We start from the raw sequence: 17,156 nt of genomic DNA on the forward strand, positions 1-17,156 counted from the left end.
AACTTTTTCGCACGTAACATTTCTAAACGTCCGTTCGCTATGTTATTTGCGAAGCACCTACCGTGTTCCGGTGAGCACCTCAAATACCATCACTCCTGCATCCGGCAAGGCCGGTCCGCGGCTCCCCAAGTGGGCGAGCTCCTTCGGCGTCCAAATTATCACCGCCCTCATCGTCGGCCTGGTCCTCGGCCTGGTCGCCAAGTACACGGGCAGCACCAAGGCTGCTCCCAACGGACTGGGCGCCACGCTCCAGACGATCGGTTCCAGCTACGTATCACTGCTGCAAACCGCCGTCGTTCCGTTGATCTTCACCGCCGTCGTGAGCTCCATCGCGAACCTGCGCCAAGTGTCGAACGCCGCACGCCTGGCCTGGAACACGCTGCTCTGGTTCGCCATCACGTCGTTTGTCTCGGTGCTCATCGGCATCGGCCTGGGCGTGCTGCTGCAGCCCGGCGCCGCCACGGGTATCACGCAGAAGGCCGAGTACGCCGGCAAGACCGGTGACTGGTGGGCCTTCCTCACCGGACTCTTCCCCAAGAACTTCCTTGGCCTGGGCGCTAGCTCCACCGTCACCGAAAGCGCCAACGCTGCCACGACTGTCAGCACGTCCGTTTCCTTCAACGTCCTGCAGATCCTGGTTGTGGCCATCGCCGTCGGTATTGCAGCGCTGAAGGTAGGCAAGCAGGCTGAAGCCTTCCTCACCTTCAACGCCTCCGCCCTCGCAGTCATCCAGAAGGTCCTGTGGTGGATCATCCGCGTTGCTCCGATCGGTACCGTGGGCCTGATCGGCAACGCTGTAGCCATCTACGGCTGGGACACCATCGGTTCCCTCGGAAAGTTCACCGCGGCCATCTACATCGGCCTGGCCCTGGTGCTGTTCGTTCTCTACCCGGTGCTGGTCCGCGTCCACGGCCTGTCCATCAAGCAGTACTTCTCCGGTGTATGGCCGGCTGTGCAGCTCGCCTTCGTTTCGCGCTCTTCCATCGGAACGCTCCCGCTCACGCAGCGTGTCACCGAGCGCAACCTCGGCGTTCCTTCCGGCTACGCGTCGTTCGCCGTGCCACTGGGTGCCACCACCAAGATGGACGGCTGCGCCGCGATCTACCCGGCCATTTCCGCCATTTTCGTGGCCCAGTTCTTCGGTATCAACTTGGACTTCAGCCAGTACCTGCTGATCGTGCTGGTCTCCGTCCTCGGTTCCGCGGCAACGGCAGGCACCACGGGCGCCGTCGTCATGCTGACGCTGACACTGTCCACGCTGGGACTGCCGCTGGCCGGCGTCGGGCTCCTGTTGGCGATCGACCCCATCCTGGACATGGGCCGCACCGCCGTCAACGTCGCAGGCCAGGCCCTGGTGCCGACCCTCGTGGCCAAGCGCCAAGGCATCCTGGACCAGTCCTTGTACAACGCTCCCCGCAACGGTGCCGCGTTCAATGACGAGTTCGCTGCCGACAAGGCTGCAGCCGTTGCTGAAGAGCGCGAACTGGCTGACGCCAAGCGCTAAGGGCTTCCGTAATCCCCTCCGCAATCCCCCGGTGAGAAACCCCGGGGGATTGCGTCGTTTAAGGTCGGATCCTGAGTAGGCTCGGGGCATGCTGATTGTCACTTCCAATGAAATTCCGGGCCACCGCATCGACGCCGTCTTCGGCGAAGTGATGGGCCTGACCGTGCGTTCACGGGACATCGGGTCCCAGATGCTGGCCGGCTTCCGCTCCTTGGGCGGCGGCGAACTGCCCGAGATGACGCGCGCCCTGTACGAGAGCCGGCAGGAAGTCATGGCCCGCATGGTCAGCGAGGCCCAGCAGCGTGGAGCCAACGCCATCGTGGCCATGCGGTTCGATACCTCGGAGATGGGCACCAACTGGACCGAAGTGTGCGCCTACGGCACTGCCGTCTACGTGCTTCCCTTGGGCGAAGGGGAACCGGGCGCCACGGGGCAGTCGATCTACCTGACCAAGCAACCCCAGCAGGGAGCGGGCCAGCCTGCGCCCCCGCAGCCGGGTCCCCCGGTCCAGCCGCAAATGGGCGGGCAGCAGCCGGGCCAGTCGCAGCCTTTCCCCGGCCAGTCACAGTACTAAGCCGTCCGGGCCAGGGTCCAAGCTACACCCAGGCAGGACCATGCCCCGGCAACGGTACCGCTCCCGGCAACGGTGGTGCTTTGGACCGGTACGTGTGGCCCGTGGGCGTGGTCAGGTCCAAGGCGTGCACCCCGGAGGCGTCTGCCAGTGGCTTCGCGGCCCACCCGGGGTTTTCCTTGGTGTGATTGCACTGTTCGCACAGCCCTGCGCCGTTGCCGAGGCTGGTGGGTCCACCGCCTTGCCATGGAACGATGTGGTCGATGTGCCGGATAGGCGCATCGCAGTAGGGTGTTCGGCATGAAGCATCGCGGGCCTCGATGAATCGCCGCATGCCGGGTGGGAAGAGCCTGGCTTTGGAATCCATGCCCACGAGTTCCCCGGTATTCGGTGCTGTGTACAGTCTTCGAAGCCAGACCACGAAGCCTGGGTCCGCTGGCAGCGCTTTGATGTTCCCGGAGGGACTTGCACCCCTACCCAGTCCCACAAGCTCCCTGGCCCAACCACCCGGCACTATGCCGTAGCCCTCAAGCCTTGCGGGTTCGCTGTCGCCCTGGAACAGAGTGCGATCCGTCAGGACCAGCTGCACTTCCACCTTGGAAATACCGCCCGGCGTACCCGTGAGTCTCTCCACTAGCGTGTCCGCCATGACTTGGCCGCGGGAGCGTTCGTCACCGGAGCATCGGGCTGAGTCAGCAGCTTCTTTGAGAGCCTTATAGGCTGCGACGCCTTGGGCAACGGGCAGCAAAGCAGTCAGATACGTCATCGTGTCCGGCGCGGGCCGGATGCTGACGTGCCTCTCCTTGGCAGCATGTGCGGCCCGCCGGGTAACCGATCGCGGGTCACGTCGGTACGCAGCGGCTTTGGCAGCGGCGATGATCGCCCGATCCCCCATGCCGTCCAAAGTCCCGGTGTCCGGAGCCAACTCTTCATCCACGGCGCAGCGGTCCTCGGCGGACAGGCACGCCGTTTCCTTCACCAGAAGGGTGGCGCGCCACTCGTTGAGCAAACCGGAGTCGAGGGCGGCGAGGGTCCGTGGCATCTCCTTGACCAGTGCCTTGGCGAGCCCTAGGAGCCTCGATCCGCGATGGGGCGACTCGCGCCGGGCCAGGGCGATCTGCGCCGCAGCTCCCCCGCCCTGCTTCGGGGCGGGCACGCCTGCCGCCGCATCTGCCTGGCGTTGGGCGAGCTCGAAGGAGGCTGCGATCTTTGCCTGCAGCCCGGAGATGGCGGACTTCATATCTTCCAACACTCGAAGCTGTTCGATGAGTGCTCGGGCGGTCTCATGGGGCTCAACTGACGCCTCTACGGCCAGAGGCTGGTCAGAGACAGGCAGCATCGCCGCCCCGGGCGCTGATGCCCTGGTTTCCACGCGAAGCCTCTGCCTGTCCTCCATGAATCCAGTCTGCCAAGGGGGTCGGACATTATTAGGCCCCCAGTATCACGGACTGGGTCGTTCTGCCCTCATGAGGAGACCCACGCCTCCGGCGAAGGTGGTCGTGTGAAACTGTGGGCTGCGTCCTACTTCGATGAAGTGCCACCTTTTGTGCAGCTCAATGGACTCAGTGTTGCCGGCATTGACGACGTACCAGGCCTGTGGCACCCGGGACCAGATCCATTGCAACCGCGCCTCGGTGAGGGCACTCGCTACTCCGCGTCGGCGTTCGGAAGGCAGAACCGAGACACCACCGAGGTAATAACCCGCGGGCGCGTTTCCGTCTGAATAATCCCAGAAGTGCGTCTTTCCCCATCCGATCAGATTGGACCCACGGCAGGCCACGACAACGTGCCGGTTTTCGTCATTCACGGCCGCCGACAACGCATGAGGATCGGTTTGAGCCCAGCCGGTTTGGCGCAACAAGAAGACGATCGACGCTACGTCGCGAAGCAGGGCGGGACGTACTTCCAGCTCAGCAGTACTGGTTTTAGTCACGCCCGCCTCCTGCCACCCAGTCCAGTCAGTCCCGCGTCTACCCCAAAGACACCTTCCTGCGCGTGCCATCTAATCCGCAAATTGCGCAGAGTGCAAGTTTGCACTTAGTGTAATTATGTGACCCAAACAAGCAGCCAGGAGGACACCTCCACGCAGCCTGCGACCGAGTCGAGCACCCCTTCCCGGCGGGAGCTCAACAAGGCCGCCACCCGTAGTTCCATCGCCGCAGCAGCCCTTGAATTACTCCGGGCCAAGGGCTCGGGAAACTTCACGGTGGAGGACATTGCGGCCAGCGCCGGTGTCTCCCGCCGCACCTTCTTCAACTACTTCCCCAGCCTCGAGGCGGCCCTCGCGTCGGTGGCTGACGGGTTCATGGACCGTGCCCTCGAGCAGTTCCAGCTACGTCCGGCCGACGAGACCATCCTCGAGTCGGCCCAGGCCGCGCTCATGGCCCTGGCAGACCCCATGTCGGTTGCTCCGATGGCCGAGTTGTTCAGCCTGACCCAGGACAACCGCTCCCTGGCCCGGTCCGAGCTCGAGGCCTGGGACCACTGCACCGAACAAATCATCGCCGCCGCACGGACAAGGCTGGGACCGGACGTCAGTGAGCTCTACCTGCATGCCCTGGCCGGCTCGGTCATTTCCTGCGGCAAGGCTGCCATGAACGTCTGGTTCGCCGAATGCGGACCGGACCTCTCCCCCGAATCCCTGGCGGTGCTCCGCCAGCACCTCATCGACGCGATGGGGCTCCTCGGAGCCGGCTTCGCGCCGTCGTCGTCCCCGTCTTCGCGCACCGAAGGCACTTCCTCCGTTCCACCCACCACAGATCGGTTCTGACATGGCATCGTTCCTCTACCGACTCGGCCGGTTTTCCTACCGCCGCCGTTGGCTGGTCATCTCACTATGGCTGGCCGTTTTGGTCGCTGTGGGCGGCTCTGCCGCCGCGTTCCACGGCACCATGTCCAACAACTTCACCATCCCGGGCACCGAAACCCAGCAGATGGCTGACAAGCTGAAGGAAGCACTCCCTGACGCGTCGGGCGGGTCCGCAAGCGTGGCGTTCGAGGCAGGCGCTTCAGGTTTCGACCAAGCGGGCAAGGACGCTGTGGCCGACGCCCTGGCCCAACTCGAAAAACTCCCCGACGTCCAGTCCGTGGTCAACCCCTTCACCACGCAGGAACAGTTGGACCAGGCAGCCGCCAAGATCTCCGAGGGCGAAGCCCAGGCTGCAGCAGGCAAGGCCCAACTGGACGCTTCCCGCGCACAGATTGCGGCAGGCGAAGAACAGCTGGCCGCGGCCGAACAGCAGCTTGCGGCGGCCGGATTGCCGCCGGCGCAGATCGAGGCACAGCTGGCTCCCCGGCGTGCCGAGCTCGCGGCAGGCAAGGAGAAGCTCGACGCCGGAGCCAAGGAAGCTGCCGACGGCGCCGCCGCGCTGGCCCTCGGCAAGCGGGAGGCGCAAGCCTCTGAAGGATTGCGCTTTGTTTCCAGCGACAACAAGGCAGCAATCGCGCAGATCCAGTTCAAGACGTCCATCAACGCCGTCCCGCCCGCCGTCCGGCAGGAAGTACAGGACATCGTCCACGGGGTCTCCTCAGCAGGCGTGACTGCCTATGCCAGCAAGGACATCACCGAAGACGTTTCGCAGATCTTCGGCGTGGCGGAAATCGTTGGTGTCGCGGTTGCCGCACTGGTCCTGATCCTGATGCTCGGCACGCTCATTGCTGCGGGCCTGCCCCTCATCATGGCGCTGATCGGCGTGGCCGTGGGCGTCGGTGGCACGTTCGCGCTGACCGGCGTGATCGACATGAGCTCCATCTCCCCCATGCTCGCACTCATGCTGGGCCTGGCCGTGGGCATCGACTACTCGCTGTTCATCGTCAACCGGCACCGCAACCAGCTGCTTGCCGGCATGGATGGCGAGGAATCCGTCGCTTTGGCCACAGGCACCTCGGGCAATGCCGTCATGTTTGCGGGCCTGACGGTCATCATCGCCCTCGCCGCCCTGGTCATTCCCGGGCTGCCGTTCCTGGCAATCCTCGGTGTGGCAGCAGCAGCGACTGTAGCCGTCGCCGTCGTCGTTGCCCTGACCCTGACACCCGCCGTCCTGAGCCTGATCGGCCGCCGGCTTATCTCCAAGCGGGCTTGGGCAAAGGCCGCCCGGCACAACGCCGAACCGGGCCATGAAGCTGCCGACCGCGACCTGGACGAGAAGCGCAGCACGCGCGGTTGGGGTGGCTTGGTCACCCGCCATCCGTGGGTGGCGCTGATTCTCAGCGTGGTACTGCTCGGGGCAGTTGCACTGCCCGCTTCGCAGCTGAGGCTGGCACTGCCCGACGGCGGGTCCGAACCTGTGGACTCCCAGGCTTACAAGGCGTATGACCTGACACGCAACAGCTTCGGCGAAGGCGTCACCGGCCCGATCATCGTGGTTGGCGAACTGCCCGCCGGGCTCAGCGAAAACGATGCCAAGAACAAGCAGTTCGATGTCGCCGAGCAGTTGCGCAGTGTTGAGAACGTGGTTGCTGCCGTGCCCTTTGCCCTGAGTGAGGACCGTAGCACCGCGGTTTACCAGGTCATTCCCAAGGAGGGGCCGGCAAGCGCCAGCACCGTGAAGGTGGTCTCGGACCTCCGTGAAAAGGGCGCCCAGATCCGCGAGGACACCGGGGTTTCCATCGGCTTGACCGGCCAGACCGCGGGCAACGTGGACGTCTCCGAGAAACTCGGCGCCGCCCTGCCGCCGTACCTGGCGATCGTCGTCGGGCTGTCCCTGATCCTCCTGCTGCTGGTCTTCCGCTCAATCGTGGTGCCGCTGCTGGCCACGGGAGGCTTCCTGTTGTCGCTGGCCGCAGCGTTTGGCGCCGTCGTGGCTGTTTACCAGTGGGGCTGGCTCGGCGGAATCTTCGACGTCGCCAATCCGGGTGCCGTGCTGAGCTTCCTGCCCATCATCCTGATCGGCGTGCTGTTCGGCCTGGCCATGGATTATCAGGTGTTCATCACCTCGGGCATGCGGGAATCCTACATGCACGGTGAAGACGCCCGGCACGCCGTCCGGACCGGTTTCAGCCACGCAGCTGCCGTGGTGACGGCCGCCGCGATCATCATGGTGAGCGTGTTCTCGGGCTTCATCTTCAGCCACCTCACCATGGTCCGCCCGCTCGGTTTCGCCATGGCCTTCGGTGTGCTGGTTGACGCGTTCGTTGTCCGCATGACGATCGTGCCCGCGATCATGTACCTGCTCGGCGAGAAGGCCTGGTGGCTGCCGAAGTGGCTGGACCGCCTGCTGCCGGACGTCGACGTTGAGGGCGCCAAGCTGAACCGCAGCGACCGCCCGAAGGCCGGCTCGGCGGAACTCGTCCACTAACCCTCTATCACGTCACCACCCACACCCCCGGTTCCTCTATCACATAACCACCGGTTATCCCCGATGCTCTATCGCTTGCCTGAAGGAAGTGATAGAGCATCGGGCGTTTAGGGGCGGGAAGTGATAGAGCACCCGGCGTTTAGGGGTGGGACGTGATAGAGCAACCGGCGTTTGGGGGCGGGAAGTGATAGAGCGTCGGGGGGCGGTGGGGGTATTAGGCTTGGTGGCGTGACCCGATTGATCCTTGCCTCCCAGTCCCCTGCCCGCACCAAGCTCCTCGCCGAAGCGGGCATCCAGCACGACATCCTGGTGTCGGACGTGGATGAGGACACGGTGCAGGCCAGGTACGGCGTCACTGATCCCCACGACACCGCACTGCTGCTCGCCCGGGCCAAGGCAGAGGCCGTAGCGGCGCTCCCCGAGGCGGACGGCGCCCTGGTGATCGGCTGCGACTCGGTCTTCGAGTTCGACGGCGAATCGCACGGCAAGCCTTACACCGCCGAGGTTGCCCGCGAACGAATGCTGCGCATGAGCGGATCCAAAGGGGTCCTCCACACGGGGCACTGGCTGGTGGACTGCCGGGAGACTGCCGCCGACGTCGACGACGACGAGCCCGCCACCGGGACCGGCGCCACTTTGGGTGCCGTCTCCAGCGCGGAAGTACACTTCGCCGAGATGTCCTACCAGGACATCGACGCCTACATTGCCACCGGTGAACCGCTCCACTGCGCGGGCTCATTCACCATCGACGGCCTTGGCGGGGCCTTCATCCGCAAGGTCGACGGCGACCCGCACGCCGTCGTCGGGCTTTCCATCTCCACGCTCCGCGAGCTGCTCAGCCACGCGAATGTGGGAATCACCGAACTGTGGGCTGTGCCCGGCGCGAACCCGGCTTTGTAGCAACCCTACAAAGGAACAGCGCTTCACACACGGAATCCGCCATCAATATGGGCGGAACCCTCACAATCGCGCTAGGCTCCCTGAAGGACAGAAGGAGTCAACAACTTGTCAGCTAACCCGGCGCAGCCCATTTCCAGCCCTCTTACCAAGGTCTTGATTGCCAACCGTGGCGAAATCGCGGTCCGCATCATCCGAGCAGCCCGGGACGAAGGCATTGCCTCCGTAGCCGTCTACGCAGACCCGGACCGCGATGCCCTGCACGTCCGCCTTGCCGACGAGGCGTATGCACTGGGTGGCAACACGGCTGCCGAGTCGTACCTGGTGATGGACAAGATCATCGACGTCGCAAAGCAGGCGGGCGCCGACGGCATCCACCCCGGCTACGGCTTCCTGGCCGAGAACGCGGAATTTGCCGCCAAGGTGATCGAGGCCGGCATCACGTGGATCGGCCCCTCCCCCGAGGCCATCTCTGCCCTGGGTGACAAGGTCCAGGCACGCCACATCGCGGAGAAGGTCGGAGCCCCGCTGGTCCCCGGCACGGCAGACCCCGTCAAGGATGCCGATGAGATCCTCAAGTTCGCCGAGGAGTTCGGCCTGCCCGTAGCCATCAAAGCAGCGTTCGGCGGCGGTGGCCGCGGCATCAAGGTAGCCCGGACCATGGAAGAGATTCCGGAACTCTACGAATCCGCCGTCCGTGAAGCCGTCGCAGCCTTCGGCCGCGGCGAATGCTTCATCGAGCGGTTCCTGGACGCGCCCCGCCACGTCGAAACCCAGTGCCTGGCCGATGCCTACGGCAACGTCGTTGTGGTCTCCACCCGCGACTGCTCCCTGCAGCGCCGCAACCAGAAGCTCGTGGAAGAGGCCCCGGCTCCGTACCTCACCGAAGAGCAGAACAAGCGCCTTTACGAATCCTCCAAGGCGATCCTGAAGGAAGCCCATTACCTGGGCGCCGGCACCTGCGAGTTCCTGGTGGGCCAGGACGGCACCATCTCCTTCCTCGAGGTGAACACCCGCCTCCAGGTTGAGCACTGCGTCTCCGAGGAAGTCACGGGCATCGACCTGGTCCGTGAGCAGTTCCGCATCGCCCGCGGCGAAGCCCTCGGTTACGAGGACCCCGAAGTCCGCGGCCACTCCTTCGAATTCCGCATCACCGGCGAGGACCCGGGCCGCAACTTCATGCCCGCGCCCGGCACCATCAGCACGTTGAAGAACCCCACCGGCCCCGGTATCCGCGTGGATTCGGGCGTGGAAGAGGGCGATGTCATCAGCGGCAACTTCGACTCGATGCTGTCCAAGCTCATCGTCACCGGTTCCAGCCGCGAACAGGCACTCCAGCGCTCCCGCCGCGCCCTCGAGGAGATGGTGGTGGAAGGCATTCCCACCGTCATTCCTTTCGACCTCGCCGTTGTGACCGACCCCGACTTCGCCCCGGCAGAAGGACCCTTCAAGGTCCACACCCGCTGGATCGAGACCGAGTTCGTCAACAACATTCCGGCGTGGCAGCCCACCGGCACGGATGCGGAAACCTCCGACGCCGGTGATCGCCAGCGCGTCGTCGTCGAGGTCGGCGGCAAACGCCTTGAGGTCGTCCTGCCTTCGGGCCTCGGCGCCGGTATGGCAGCTGCTTCCGGAGCCGGAACCAAGACCAAGGCCGGCAAGTCGAAGAAGCGTTCACGCTCCGCCGGCGCTTCCGCCGCGGTAGCCGGCGGCACCGCGCTGACCTCCCCCATGCAGGGAACGATCGTCAAGATCGCCGCTGCCGAGGGCGACGTCGTGGCCGAGGGAGACCTGATCGTGGTCCTCGAAGCCATGAAGATGGAACAGCCCCTCACCGCCCACAAGGCCGGAACCGTCCGCGGCCTGACGGCTTCGGCGGGCGAGACCGTTTCAGCGGGCGCCGTCATCGCCACCATCGAGGACTAACGGCAAGTACCCCCATCACGACGCCGGCCCCGCACCAAACGGTGCGGGGCCGGCGTCGTTATCGGGCTGCTTAGGCGACGTTGTTTTCGTAGTCCGTGTCCCGCGTTTCCTTGGACAGGAAGAGCGCGATGAGGGTGAGGACGGACATGATGCTCAGGTAGACACCTACCCAGAACGTGCTGCCATCGCCGAGTTCCCAGAGCCACACGGCAATGAACGGGGCCACGGCCGCACCCAGGATGCTGGAGACGTTGTAGCTGACTGCCGAGCCCGTGTAACGGACGTTGGTGGGGAACAGTTCCGGCAGGAGCGCACCCATTGGTCCGAAGGTCAGGCCCATCAGGGTGAAGCCAATGATCAGCAGTCCCATGGTTCCCACGAACCCTCCGCTGAAGAGCGGAACGAAGAGCAGGCCGAAGAGGAGGATACCGGCCGTCACGGCCATGAGCATCTTGCGGCGGCCGAACTTTTCGGCGAGCGGTCCTGCCACGAGGGTGAAGATGCCGAAGAACACGACGCCGGCAATCAGCATCCACAGGAAGTCGTTGCGGGTGTAGCCGAGGCCCGGAATGAATGCCGCGGCTGCGGCTTCGGTCATGGGCTTGCCGGCCTTCTCCGCAGCCACCTGGGCGCCTTCGAGGGTGGGCTTGGTGCCATAGGTGAGCGTGAACGTGGTCATCAGGTAGAAGAGCACGTAGGTGGCCAACATGATGAACGTGCCAAGGATCAGTTCGCGCCAGCTGCTCTTGAAAACGCGGCCGATGGGCAGCTTGGCCACCTCGTTGGACTCCACCACCTTGGTGAAAGCAGGAGTTTCAATGAGCTTGAGCCGGACGTAGAGTCCGATGATCACCATGACGGCGCTGAGCAGGAACGGCACACGCCAGCCCCATGCCGCAAAGGCCTCCGGGGACAGGGTGTAGCTGAACACCAGGAAGATGACGTTGGCCAGGATGAAGCCGAAGGGGGCTCCCAGCTGGGGGAAGGTGCCGTAGATGGCGCGCTTGTTGGCGGGTGCGTTCTCGGTGGCCAGCAGGGCGGCACCGCTCCACTCTCCGCCCAGCGCAAGGCCTTGTGCGAAGCGCATGACCACCAGCAGTGCCGGAGCCAGGATGGTCCACCCGGGGACTTCGGCCGTGGGGAGGCAACCGATCAGGAACGTGGCGATGCCCATGGTGAGCAGGGATGCCACGAGTGTTCCCTTGCGGCCGAACTTGTCACCGAAGTGGCCGAACACGATGGAGCCGAGCGGACGCGCTACGAAGGCCACGCCAAAGACGGCAAAGGAACTCAGGAGCTGAGTGGTGGCATTCAGGTTCGGGAAGAACAGGCTGGGGAAGACCAGCACTGCGGCTGTGGCGTAGACGTAGAAGTCGTAGAACTCGATGGTCGTGCCGATGAGGCTGGCAACGATCACCCGTCCCCGCGAGTTCACCGGTGCAGTGGACCCGCTTCCCTGGGATGTAGCGGTGGAAGACATGTAAATGCAGCTTTCGTTCACGCCGGCCACGCACCAGGCGGGCTGCCGGCGAAGGCGTATTTGAGAGTTCAATAATAGTTCCCGCAGTCCATCGACTGGACAATCACGTCCGCCATTCGGACAAGTTGGAAAATCTCACCCTGTGGGCCGCGCCACAACCTCACCATCGTCTCACGCATCCGTGATGCCTCAGATAGGGAAATGTCACAGCACGTTTACAAAGGGCGACGGTCCGCGAAATGCGCGAAACCTACCTTGGAATCACAACGTCCCCCACCAAGGAGGCACTCCCGTGACTGTTGACCGCACCGCAGAACTGGCACCCCACCAGTCCACTGCGACCACCACCCCCGCCCTTGAACACCGCCCCGGCCGCTGGATCGCCAACTGGGATGCCGAGAACAAGGAGCAGTGGGAGGCCGCAGGCCGGTCCATCGCCAAGCGCAACCTGTACTGGTCCATCTTCGCCGAATTCCTCGGCTTTGTTGTCTGGCAGCTCTGGTCGATCGTGGTCGTCCAGCTTCCCGCCGCCGGCTTCGCTTTCGACACCAACCAAATCTTCTGGCTCATCTCCATCCCCAGCCTGGTAGGAGCCACCCTCCGCATCCCCTACACGTTCATGGTTCCCAAGTTCGGCGGACGGAACTGGACCATCGTTTCGGCCCTGCTCCTCCTCATCCCCGCCTCGGGCCTGGCCATGTGCGTCTCCAACCCGGAAACGCCGTTCGGGGTCATGCTCCTCGTGGCAGCGCTCGCAGGCTTCGGTGGCGGCAACTTCGCCAGCTCGATGGCGAACATCACCTTCTTCTACCCCGCCCGCGAGAAGGGCTGGGCACTGGGCCTGAACGCCGCCGGAGGAAACCTGGGTGCCGCCGTCGCGCAGTTGGTTGTTCCCATCGCCGTCACGGTACTGGCCGCCGGAACCGTCAACCTCCCCATGGCCGGCCTCATCTGGATCCCGTTGATCCTGGTCGCGGCGTTCGGTGCCTGGAAATACATGGACAACCTCACCAGCGCCAAGGGCGACATCGCCGGATCCGTTGCGGCGCTGAAGGAACCGCATCTGTGGATCATGGCGTTCCTCTACATCGGCACCTTCGGCTCGTTCATCGGCTTCGCAGGCGTCTTCCCCAAGCTCATCAAGGACTACTTCCCGGAGTTCTCCTCCATCCACGTCGGAGCGGTGGCGCTCTCCCTGGCGTTCCTCGGTCCGCTGGTCGGTTCCCTGGCCCGTCCCTACGGTGGCCGGATGGCCGACCGGATGGGCGGAGCCCGCATGAGTATCACAGCGTTCGCATCGATGGCTGTCATCACGCTCACCATGATCTGGACGCTGCCGCTGAAGAACTTCTGGCTCTTCCTGGGCCTGTTCCTCCTGCTCTTTGTCTCCAGCGGTTTCGGAAACGGCGCCACGTACCGGATGATTCCGGTCATCTTCGCGACCTCCAGCCGGGCCGCCCGCTCCGGCGCCGGCAGCGCTGAAACCGCCCGGCTCGCGGCCTCGTCCCTGGGCCTGATCTCAGCGATCGGCGCCTACGGCGGATTCGTGATCCCCCAGGTGCTCAATGCCTCCAACACCGCCTCCGGTTCCTACACCCCTGCTTTCTACGGATTCGTCGCAGCGTATGTCCTGATGCTCACCGTGTGCTGGGCCTGCTACATCCGTCCCGCCCGGAAGCGCAACATGATCGGACACATCTAGATGCCCAACGGCGCCGATACCCACTGCCCCTACTGCGCGCTCCAGTGCGCCATGACGCTGACCCCTGCCCCGGACCACGGGGCGGGGGCAGCGCCCGCACCCGCCGCAGAGCCTGCCAAGCCCACCGCGCCCCTTGACGTTTCCGGACGCGACTTTCCCACCAACCGTGGAGGGCTGTGCCGCAAAGGCTGGACGTCGGCGTCGTTGTTGAACCACAACGGCAGGGTCACGGAACCGCTGCTGAAAGGGTCCGACGGCGTCCACCAGCCCATCTCCTGGGAGCAGGCCCTGGCGCTGATCGTGGCTGCCGTGAAGGATACGCAGCGGCAGTACGGGAACGACGCCGTAGGAGTCTTCGGCGGGGGCGGCCTCACCAACGAGAAGGCCTACATGCTGGGCAAGTTCGCCCGGCTGGCCCTCCGCACCTCACGGATCGACTACAACGGCCGGTTCTGCATGTCCTCCGCAGCGGCTGCCGGGAACCGCGCCTTCGGCGTAGACCGGGGGCTGCCGTTCCCGGTGGCCGATCTCGATTCCGCGTCGGTCATCCTGATGCTCGGCTCCAACGTCGCCGAAACCATGCCTCCGTTCGTCCAGCACCTCCAGGGCGCACGGGACGCGGGCGGCCTGATTGTGGTGGACCCCCGCCGCTCGGCGACTGCCGCGTTCACGTCCGACGGCGGCGGCCTCCATTTGCAGCCGACGCCCGGTACCGATTTGGCCCTCCTTTTGGGCATCAGCCACGTGGTGGTCCATGAGGGCCTCGTGGATTCGGCCTTCGTGGAGGAGAAGACCTCCGGCTACGCCTCCGTGGTGCGCAGCTTGAACGCTTTCTGGCCGGAGCGCGTCCAAACGATCACCGGAGTTCCGGCCAACCTCATCCGCGAAACCGCCCGGCGGCTGGCACAGGGCGCACGTACCGGGGGCAGCTACATCCTCAGCGGCCGGGGCGTGGAACAGCACGTCGATGGTACTGACACCGCCACGGCCGCCATCAACCTCAGCCTGCTGTTGGGCCTGCCCGGCTCGGCCCGCAACGGCTACGGCACCCTCACCGGGCAGGGCAACGGCCAGGGCGGCCGGGAACACGGCCAGAAGGCAGACCAGCTCCCCGGCTACCGCAAAATCACCGACCCCGCCGCCCGCGCCCACGTCGCCCGGGTGTGGGGCATCGATGAGTCGCTGATCCCAGGACCCGGCCTGCCCGCCGTCGAACTTCTTAAATCGCTGGGAAAGCCCGACGGCGTCCGGTGCCTTTTGGTGCACGGCGCCAACGTGGTAGTTTCGGCACCCGACACCAATGCCGTCACTGCCGGGCTGCGTGCCCTCGACTTCCTGGTAGTGTGCGATTTCTTCATGTCGGAGACGGCTTTGGAAGCCGATCTGGTGCTTCCCGTGACCCAGTGGGCGGAAGAAGAAGGCACCCTGACCAACCTCGAGGGGCGGGTCATCCGGCGCCGGCGCGCGCTGACCCCTCCCCCGGGCGTCCGCAGCGAGCTGTGGCTCATGGCAAGGCTCGCGGAATTGCTTCAGGCTCCTTCAACGTTCAGCGACGACCCCGAGACCGTTTTCGAAGAGCTTCGCTTGGCTTCCGCCGGTGGTTTGGCCGACTACTCCGGCATCGACTACGCCATGCTGGACCGTGGCGAAGCAGCCTACTGGCCGTATCCCGTTGGCAGCAGTGGCACACCCAGACTGTTCACCGACGCTTTTGGTCACCCGGACGGCCGGGCAGTCATGGTTCCGGTGAAACCCTCCAAGCGGGCCTCGCGTTCCTTTGCCGACGATTCGCTGGCCCTGGCAACCGGCCGCCTCCTGGAGCACTACCAGTCCGGCGCCCAGACCCGCCGCGTTGCGGAGCTGTTGGCGGCCCAACCCCAGGTCCGGCTGCTGATCCATCCTGCTACGGCTGCTTCACGCGGGATCACCGACGGCGACTACGCCACCGTGACCAACGAGCGCGGCGAAGTGCTGTGCCGCGCCGAACTGAGCAACGCCGTGCGGCCCGACACCGTGTTCCTGCCGTTCCACTTCCCCGGCCAGGAGAACGCCAACCGGCTCACGGAGGCCGCGACCGACCCCATCTCCGGCATGCCGGAATTCAAGACCAGCCGGGTATGGGTCCGGCGGGCAGCGTCCACCCCGGTTCCCGCGGTCCTTGCGGATGCGGGACTGCCCTTGCACTCCAAGGAGGCTTCATGAGCGAGCGCATTGTTGTTGTTGGATTCGGCCCCGTGGCCGCAAGGTTGGTGGAGGAACTGGTTCCTGCCGTCCGCTCCGGCCTGGTGCAACTGCTGGTTGTTGGACAGGAGGCCGAAGCTGCCTACAACCGCGTGATGGTGGCTGAACTGGGCGTGGGACGTACTTCAGTGGAGGCACTGGCAATGGCCGACGCCGCGGAGCTGGAGGCTGCCGGCGTGCAGGTCCGCCTGGGCACCAAGGTCCGCCGGATCGACCGGGCCCGGCAGCACGTCGTGCTGTCGGACGGCTCCGCCGAACACTATGACCGGTTGGTCTTCGCGACAGGATCACGGCCCGTTATCCCCAACCTGACGGGCTTGAACCCGGATCCTGCCGGGCCGGTACTGCCCCCGGGCGTGATCACACTCAGGGACCTCAATGACGCCGCCGTCCTGCGCGAAGCTGTGGCCGGACGCAAGCGGGTGGTAGTCCTCGGCGGCGGCGTGCTCGGCCTGGAGACGGCCCTTGCTGCCTCGGAAGAAGGGGCGCAGGCCACGGTGGTGCACAACGGCCCCTTCCCCCTGGGCCGCAGCATCGACCGCGGCAGCGGATCGGTCCTGACCAACAGCCTGCGGGCCAGCGGCGTCCGCATGGCCGGCAATGCCCGCTCCACCGCAGTGGAAACGTCTGGTCCTGACGGTTCGTTCTCAGCTTTGCTCCTGGACGACGGCTCCGCGATCGACGGCGACCTCCTGGTTTTGTCCTGCGGCGTCCGTCCGCGCATCGGGCTGGCCGAGGGCTGCGGCCTTCCGGTCGGCACGGGAATCCTGGTTGACCACCACCTGCGCACGTATCACGAACCCCACATGTTCGCCATCGGCGACTGCGCGGAAGTGCGCTGCCCTGATGCTTCCTGCGTTGAGTGCCGGACAGCCGGCGGTCCTTCCGGCCTGGTGGGACCGGGGTGGCGCCAGGCCGAGTGGTTGGCCGACTACCTGCTGGTCCTGGCACGCGACGGCCAGGAGGCAGCCGATGCCCTTGAACCGCTCGCCACCGAGAAACCGGGTGTTATTATCCTGAAAGCCCGGGGCATCAACCTGGCCCTGGCCGGAGACAACCAGGCCGATCCCTGGGATGACGAACTCCTCGAAGCCGGGGCCGTGGCGGGACGCGCCCGCCGGCAAGTCTCCCAGTGGGCGGATCCCGAACACGGACGCTACGTCAAGATGACCACCCGCGGCGGAGTGCTGGAAGGGCTCGTCGCCGTCGGAATGCCCCGGACCGCGGCCGAGCTCGTGGTGCTTTTCGAGCGTGCCTCGGAACTCCCGGCGGACCGCTCGCTGCTGCTGCGCCTGGATGGACCTGACCAGCTGGACTCCGGGGCCGCCACCAGCAACGACCCCCAACGCACTGTGTGCCGGTGTGCAGGAGTCAGCGCGGCCAGCATCAGGGATTCCGTGGAGGACGGGTGCTCCACCGTGGCCGAGGTTTCCAAGGCCACCCGTGCCGGAACCGGATGCGGCGGCTGCCACGAGGACATCAAGGGCCTCATCGAGAAACACTTCCAGGCGGCGGTTGCCTGAGCCCGGCCCGCCGCC

At 65.4% G+C, this 17,156-nt stretch carries 12 protein-coding genes; 9 read left to right on the forward strand and 3 right to left on the reverse strand.

Going from position 1 to position 17,156, the window contains the following annotated elements; genetic code table 11:
- Positions 1-70 precede the first annotated feature (70 nt).
- Both HMI59_RS14675 and HMI59_RS14680 read left to right on the forward strand, forming a co-directional pair.
- Entirely contained in the window at positions 71-1,504 is a 1,434-nt protein-coding gene (locus HMI59_RS14675; RefSeq protein WP_193591709.1) for a dicarboxylate/amino acid:cation symporter, read from the forward strand.
- A gap of 88 nt (positions 1,505-1,592) precedes the next feature.
- Positions 1,593-2,078, forward strand: a complete 486-nt coding sequence (locus HMI59_RS14680; protein WP_166187080.1) for a YbjQ family protein — start codon at positions 1,593-1,595, stop codon at positions 2,076-2,078.
- Between the two features lie 22 nt (positions 2,079-2,100).
- On the opposite strand, the gene HMI59_RS14685 is transcribed toward HMI59_RS14680, so the two are convergent.
- Together HMI59_RS14685 and HMI59_RS14690 are read right to left on the reverse strand one after the other, a co-directional pair.
- Complete coding sequence (locus HMI59_RS14685; RefSeq protein ID WP_193591710.1) at positions 2,101-3,471, reverse strand: HNH endonuclease signature motif containing protein; 1,371 nt, start codon at positions 3,469-3,471, stop codon at positions 2,101-2,103.
- A gap of 45 nt (positions 3,472-3,516) precedes the next feature.
- The gene (locus HMI59_RS14690; protein ID WP_227471396.1) at positions 3,517-4,008 is read right to left on the reverse strand and encodes a GNAT family N-acetyltransferase; all 492 of its coding nucleotides are present in this window, start codon (positions 4,006-4,008) and stop codon (positions 3,517-3,519) included.
- Positions 4,009-4,125: 117 nt separating this feature from the next.
- Here HMI59_RS14690 and HMI59_RS14695 point away from each other — a divergent pair, with 117 nt between their 5' ends.
- The 4 genes from HMI59_RS14695 (at position 4,126) to HMI59_RS14710 (ending at position 10,195) form a co-directional block, all read left to right on the forward strand.
- Positions 4,126-4,845, forward strand: a complete 720-nt coding sequence (locus HMI59_RS14695; RefSeq protein ID WP_166187077.1) for a TetR family transcriptional regulator — start codon at positions 4,126-4,128, stop codon at positions 4,843-4,845.
- A gap of 1 nt (position 4,846) precedes the next feature.
- Entirely contained in the window at positions 4,847-7,372 is a 2,526-nt protein-coding gene (locus HMI59_RS14700; RefSeq protein ID WP_193591712.1) for an MMPL family transporter, read from the forward strand.
- Positions 7,373-7,600: 228 nt separating this feature from the next.
- The gene (locus HMI59_RS14705) at positions 7,601-8,272 is read left to right on the forward strand and encodes a nucleoside triphosphate pyrophosphatase (RefSeq protein ID WP_193591713.1); all 672 of its coding nucleotides are present in this window, start codon (positions 7,601-7,603) and stop codon (positions 8,270-8,272) included.
- Positions 8,273-8,377: 105 nt separating this feature from the next.
- Entirely contained in the window at positions 8,378-10,195 is a 1,818-nt protein-coding gene (locus tag HMI59_RS14710; protein ID WP_166185289.1) for a biotin carboxylase N-terminal domain-containing protein, read from the forward strand.
- A gap of 70 nt (positions 10,196-10,265) precedes the next feature.
- Here the strand turns inward: HMI59_RS14710 and HMI59_RS14715 are convergent, their stop codons facing one another.
- Entirely contained in the window at positions 10,266-11,675 is a 1,410-nt protein-coding gene (locus HMI59_RS14715) for an MFS transporter (RefSeq protein WP_193591714.1), read from the reverse strand.
- Positions 11,676-11,967: 292 nt separating this feature from the next.
- Here HMI59_RS14715 and HMI59_RS14720 point away from each other — a divergent pair, with 292 nt between their 5' ends.
- From HMI59_RS14720 to HMI59_RS14730, 3 genes are read left to right on the forward strand one after another with little or no spacing between them, the layout of a single operon-like run.
- On the forward strand, positions 11,968-13,377 hold the full coding sequence (locus HMI59_RS14720; protein WP_021471411.1) for an MFS transporter: 1,410 nt from the start codon (positions 11,968-11,970) through the stop codon (positions 13,375-13,377).
- Positions 13,378-15,579: a molybdopterin oxidoreductase family protein gene (locus HMI59_RS14725; protein WP_193591715.1), complete on the forward strand. Its 2,202-nt coding sequence runs from the start codon at positions 13,378-13,380 to the stop codon at positions 15,577-15,579.
- Positions 15,576-17,141, forward strand: a complete 1,566-nt coding sequence (locus HMI59_RS14730; RefSeq protein WP_193591716.1) for an FAD-dependent oxidoreductase — start codon at positions 15,576-15,578, stop codon at positions 17,139-17,141. The genes HMI59_RS14725 and HMI59_RS14730 overlap by 4 nt, the downstream gene beginning before the upstream one ends.
- The last annotated feature ends 15 nt before the right edge of the window (positions 17,142-17,156 follow it).

It is taken from the genome of Paenarthrobacter sp. YJN-5 (genome assembly GCF_015040095.1).
GTDB lineage: Bacteria > Actinomycetota > Actinomycetes > Actinomycetales > Micrococcaceae > Arthrobacter > Arthrobacter ureafaciens.

Coding starts and splice junctions, on each gene's coding strand:
- HMI59_RS14725 (WP_193591715.1), top strand. CDS start 13,378: ATGCCCAACGGCGCCGATACCCACTGCCCCTACTGCGCGCTCCAGTGC.
- HMI59_RS14700 (WP_193591712.1), top strand. CDS start 4,847: ATGGCATCGTTCCTCTACCGACTCGGCCGGTTTTCCTACCGCCGCCGT.
- HMI59_RS14715 (WP_193591714.1), bottom strand. CDS start 11,675: ATGTCTTCCACCGCTACATCCCAGGGAAGCGGGTCCACTGCACCGGTG.
- HMI59_RS14730 (WP_193591716.1), top strand. CDS start 15,576: ATGAGCGAGCGCATTGTTGTTGTTGGATTCGGCCCCGTGGCCGCAAGG.
- HMI59_RS14680 (WP_166187080.1), top strand. CDS start 1,593: ATGCTGATTGTCACTTCCAATGAAATTCCGGGCCACCGCATCGACGCC.
- HMI59_RS14685 (WP_193591710.1), bottom strand. CDS start 3,471: ATGGAGGACAGGCAGAGGCTTCGCGTGGAAACCAGGGCATCAGCGCCC.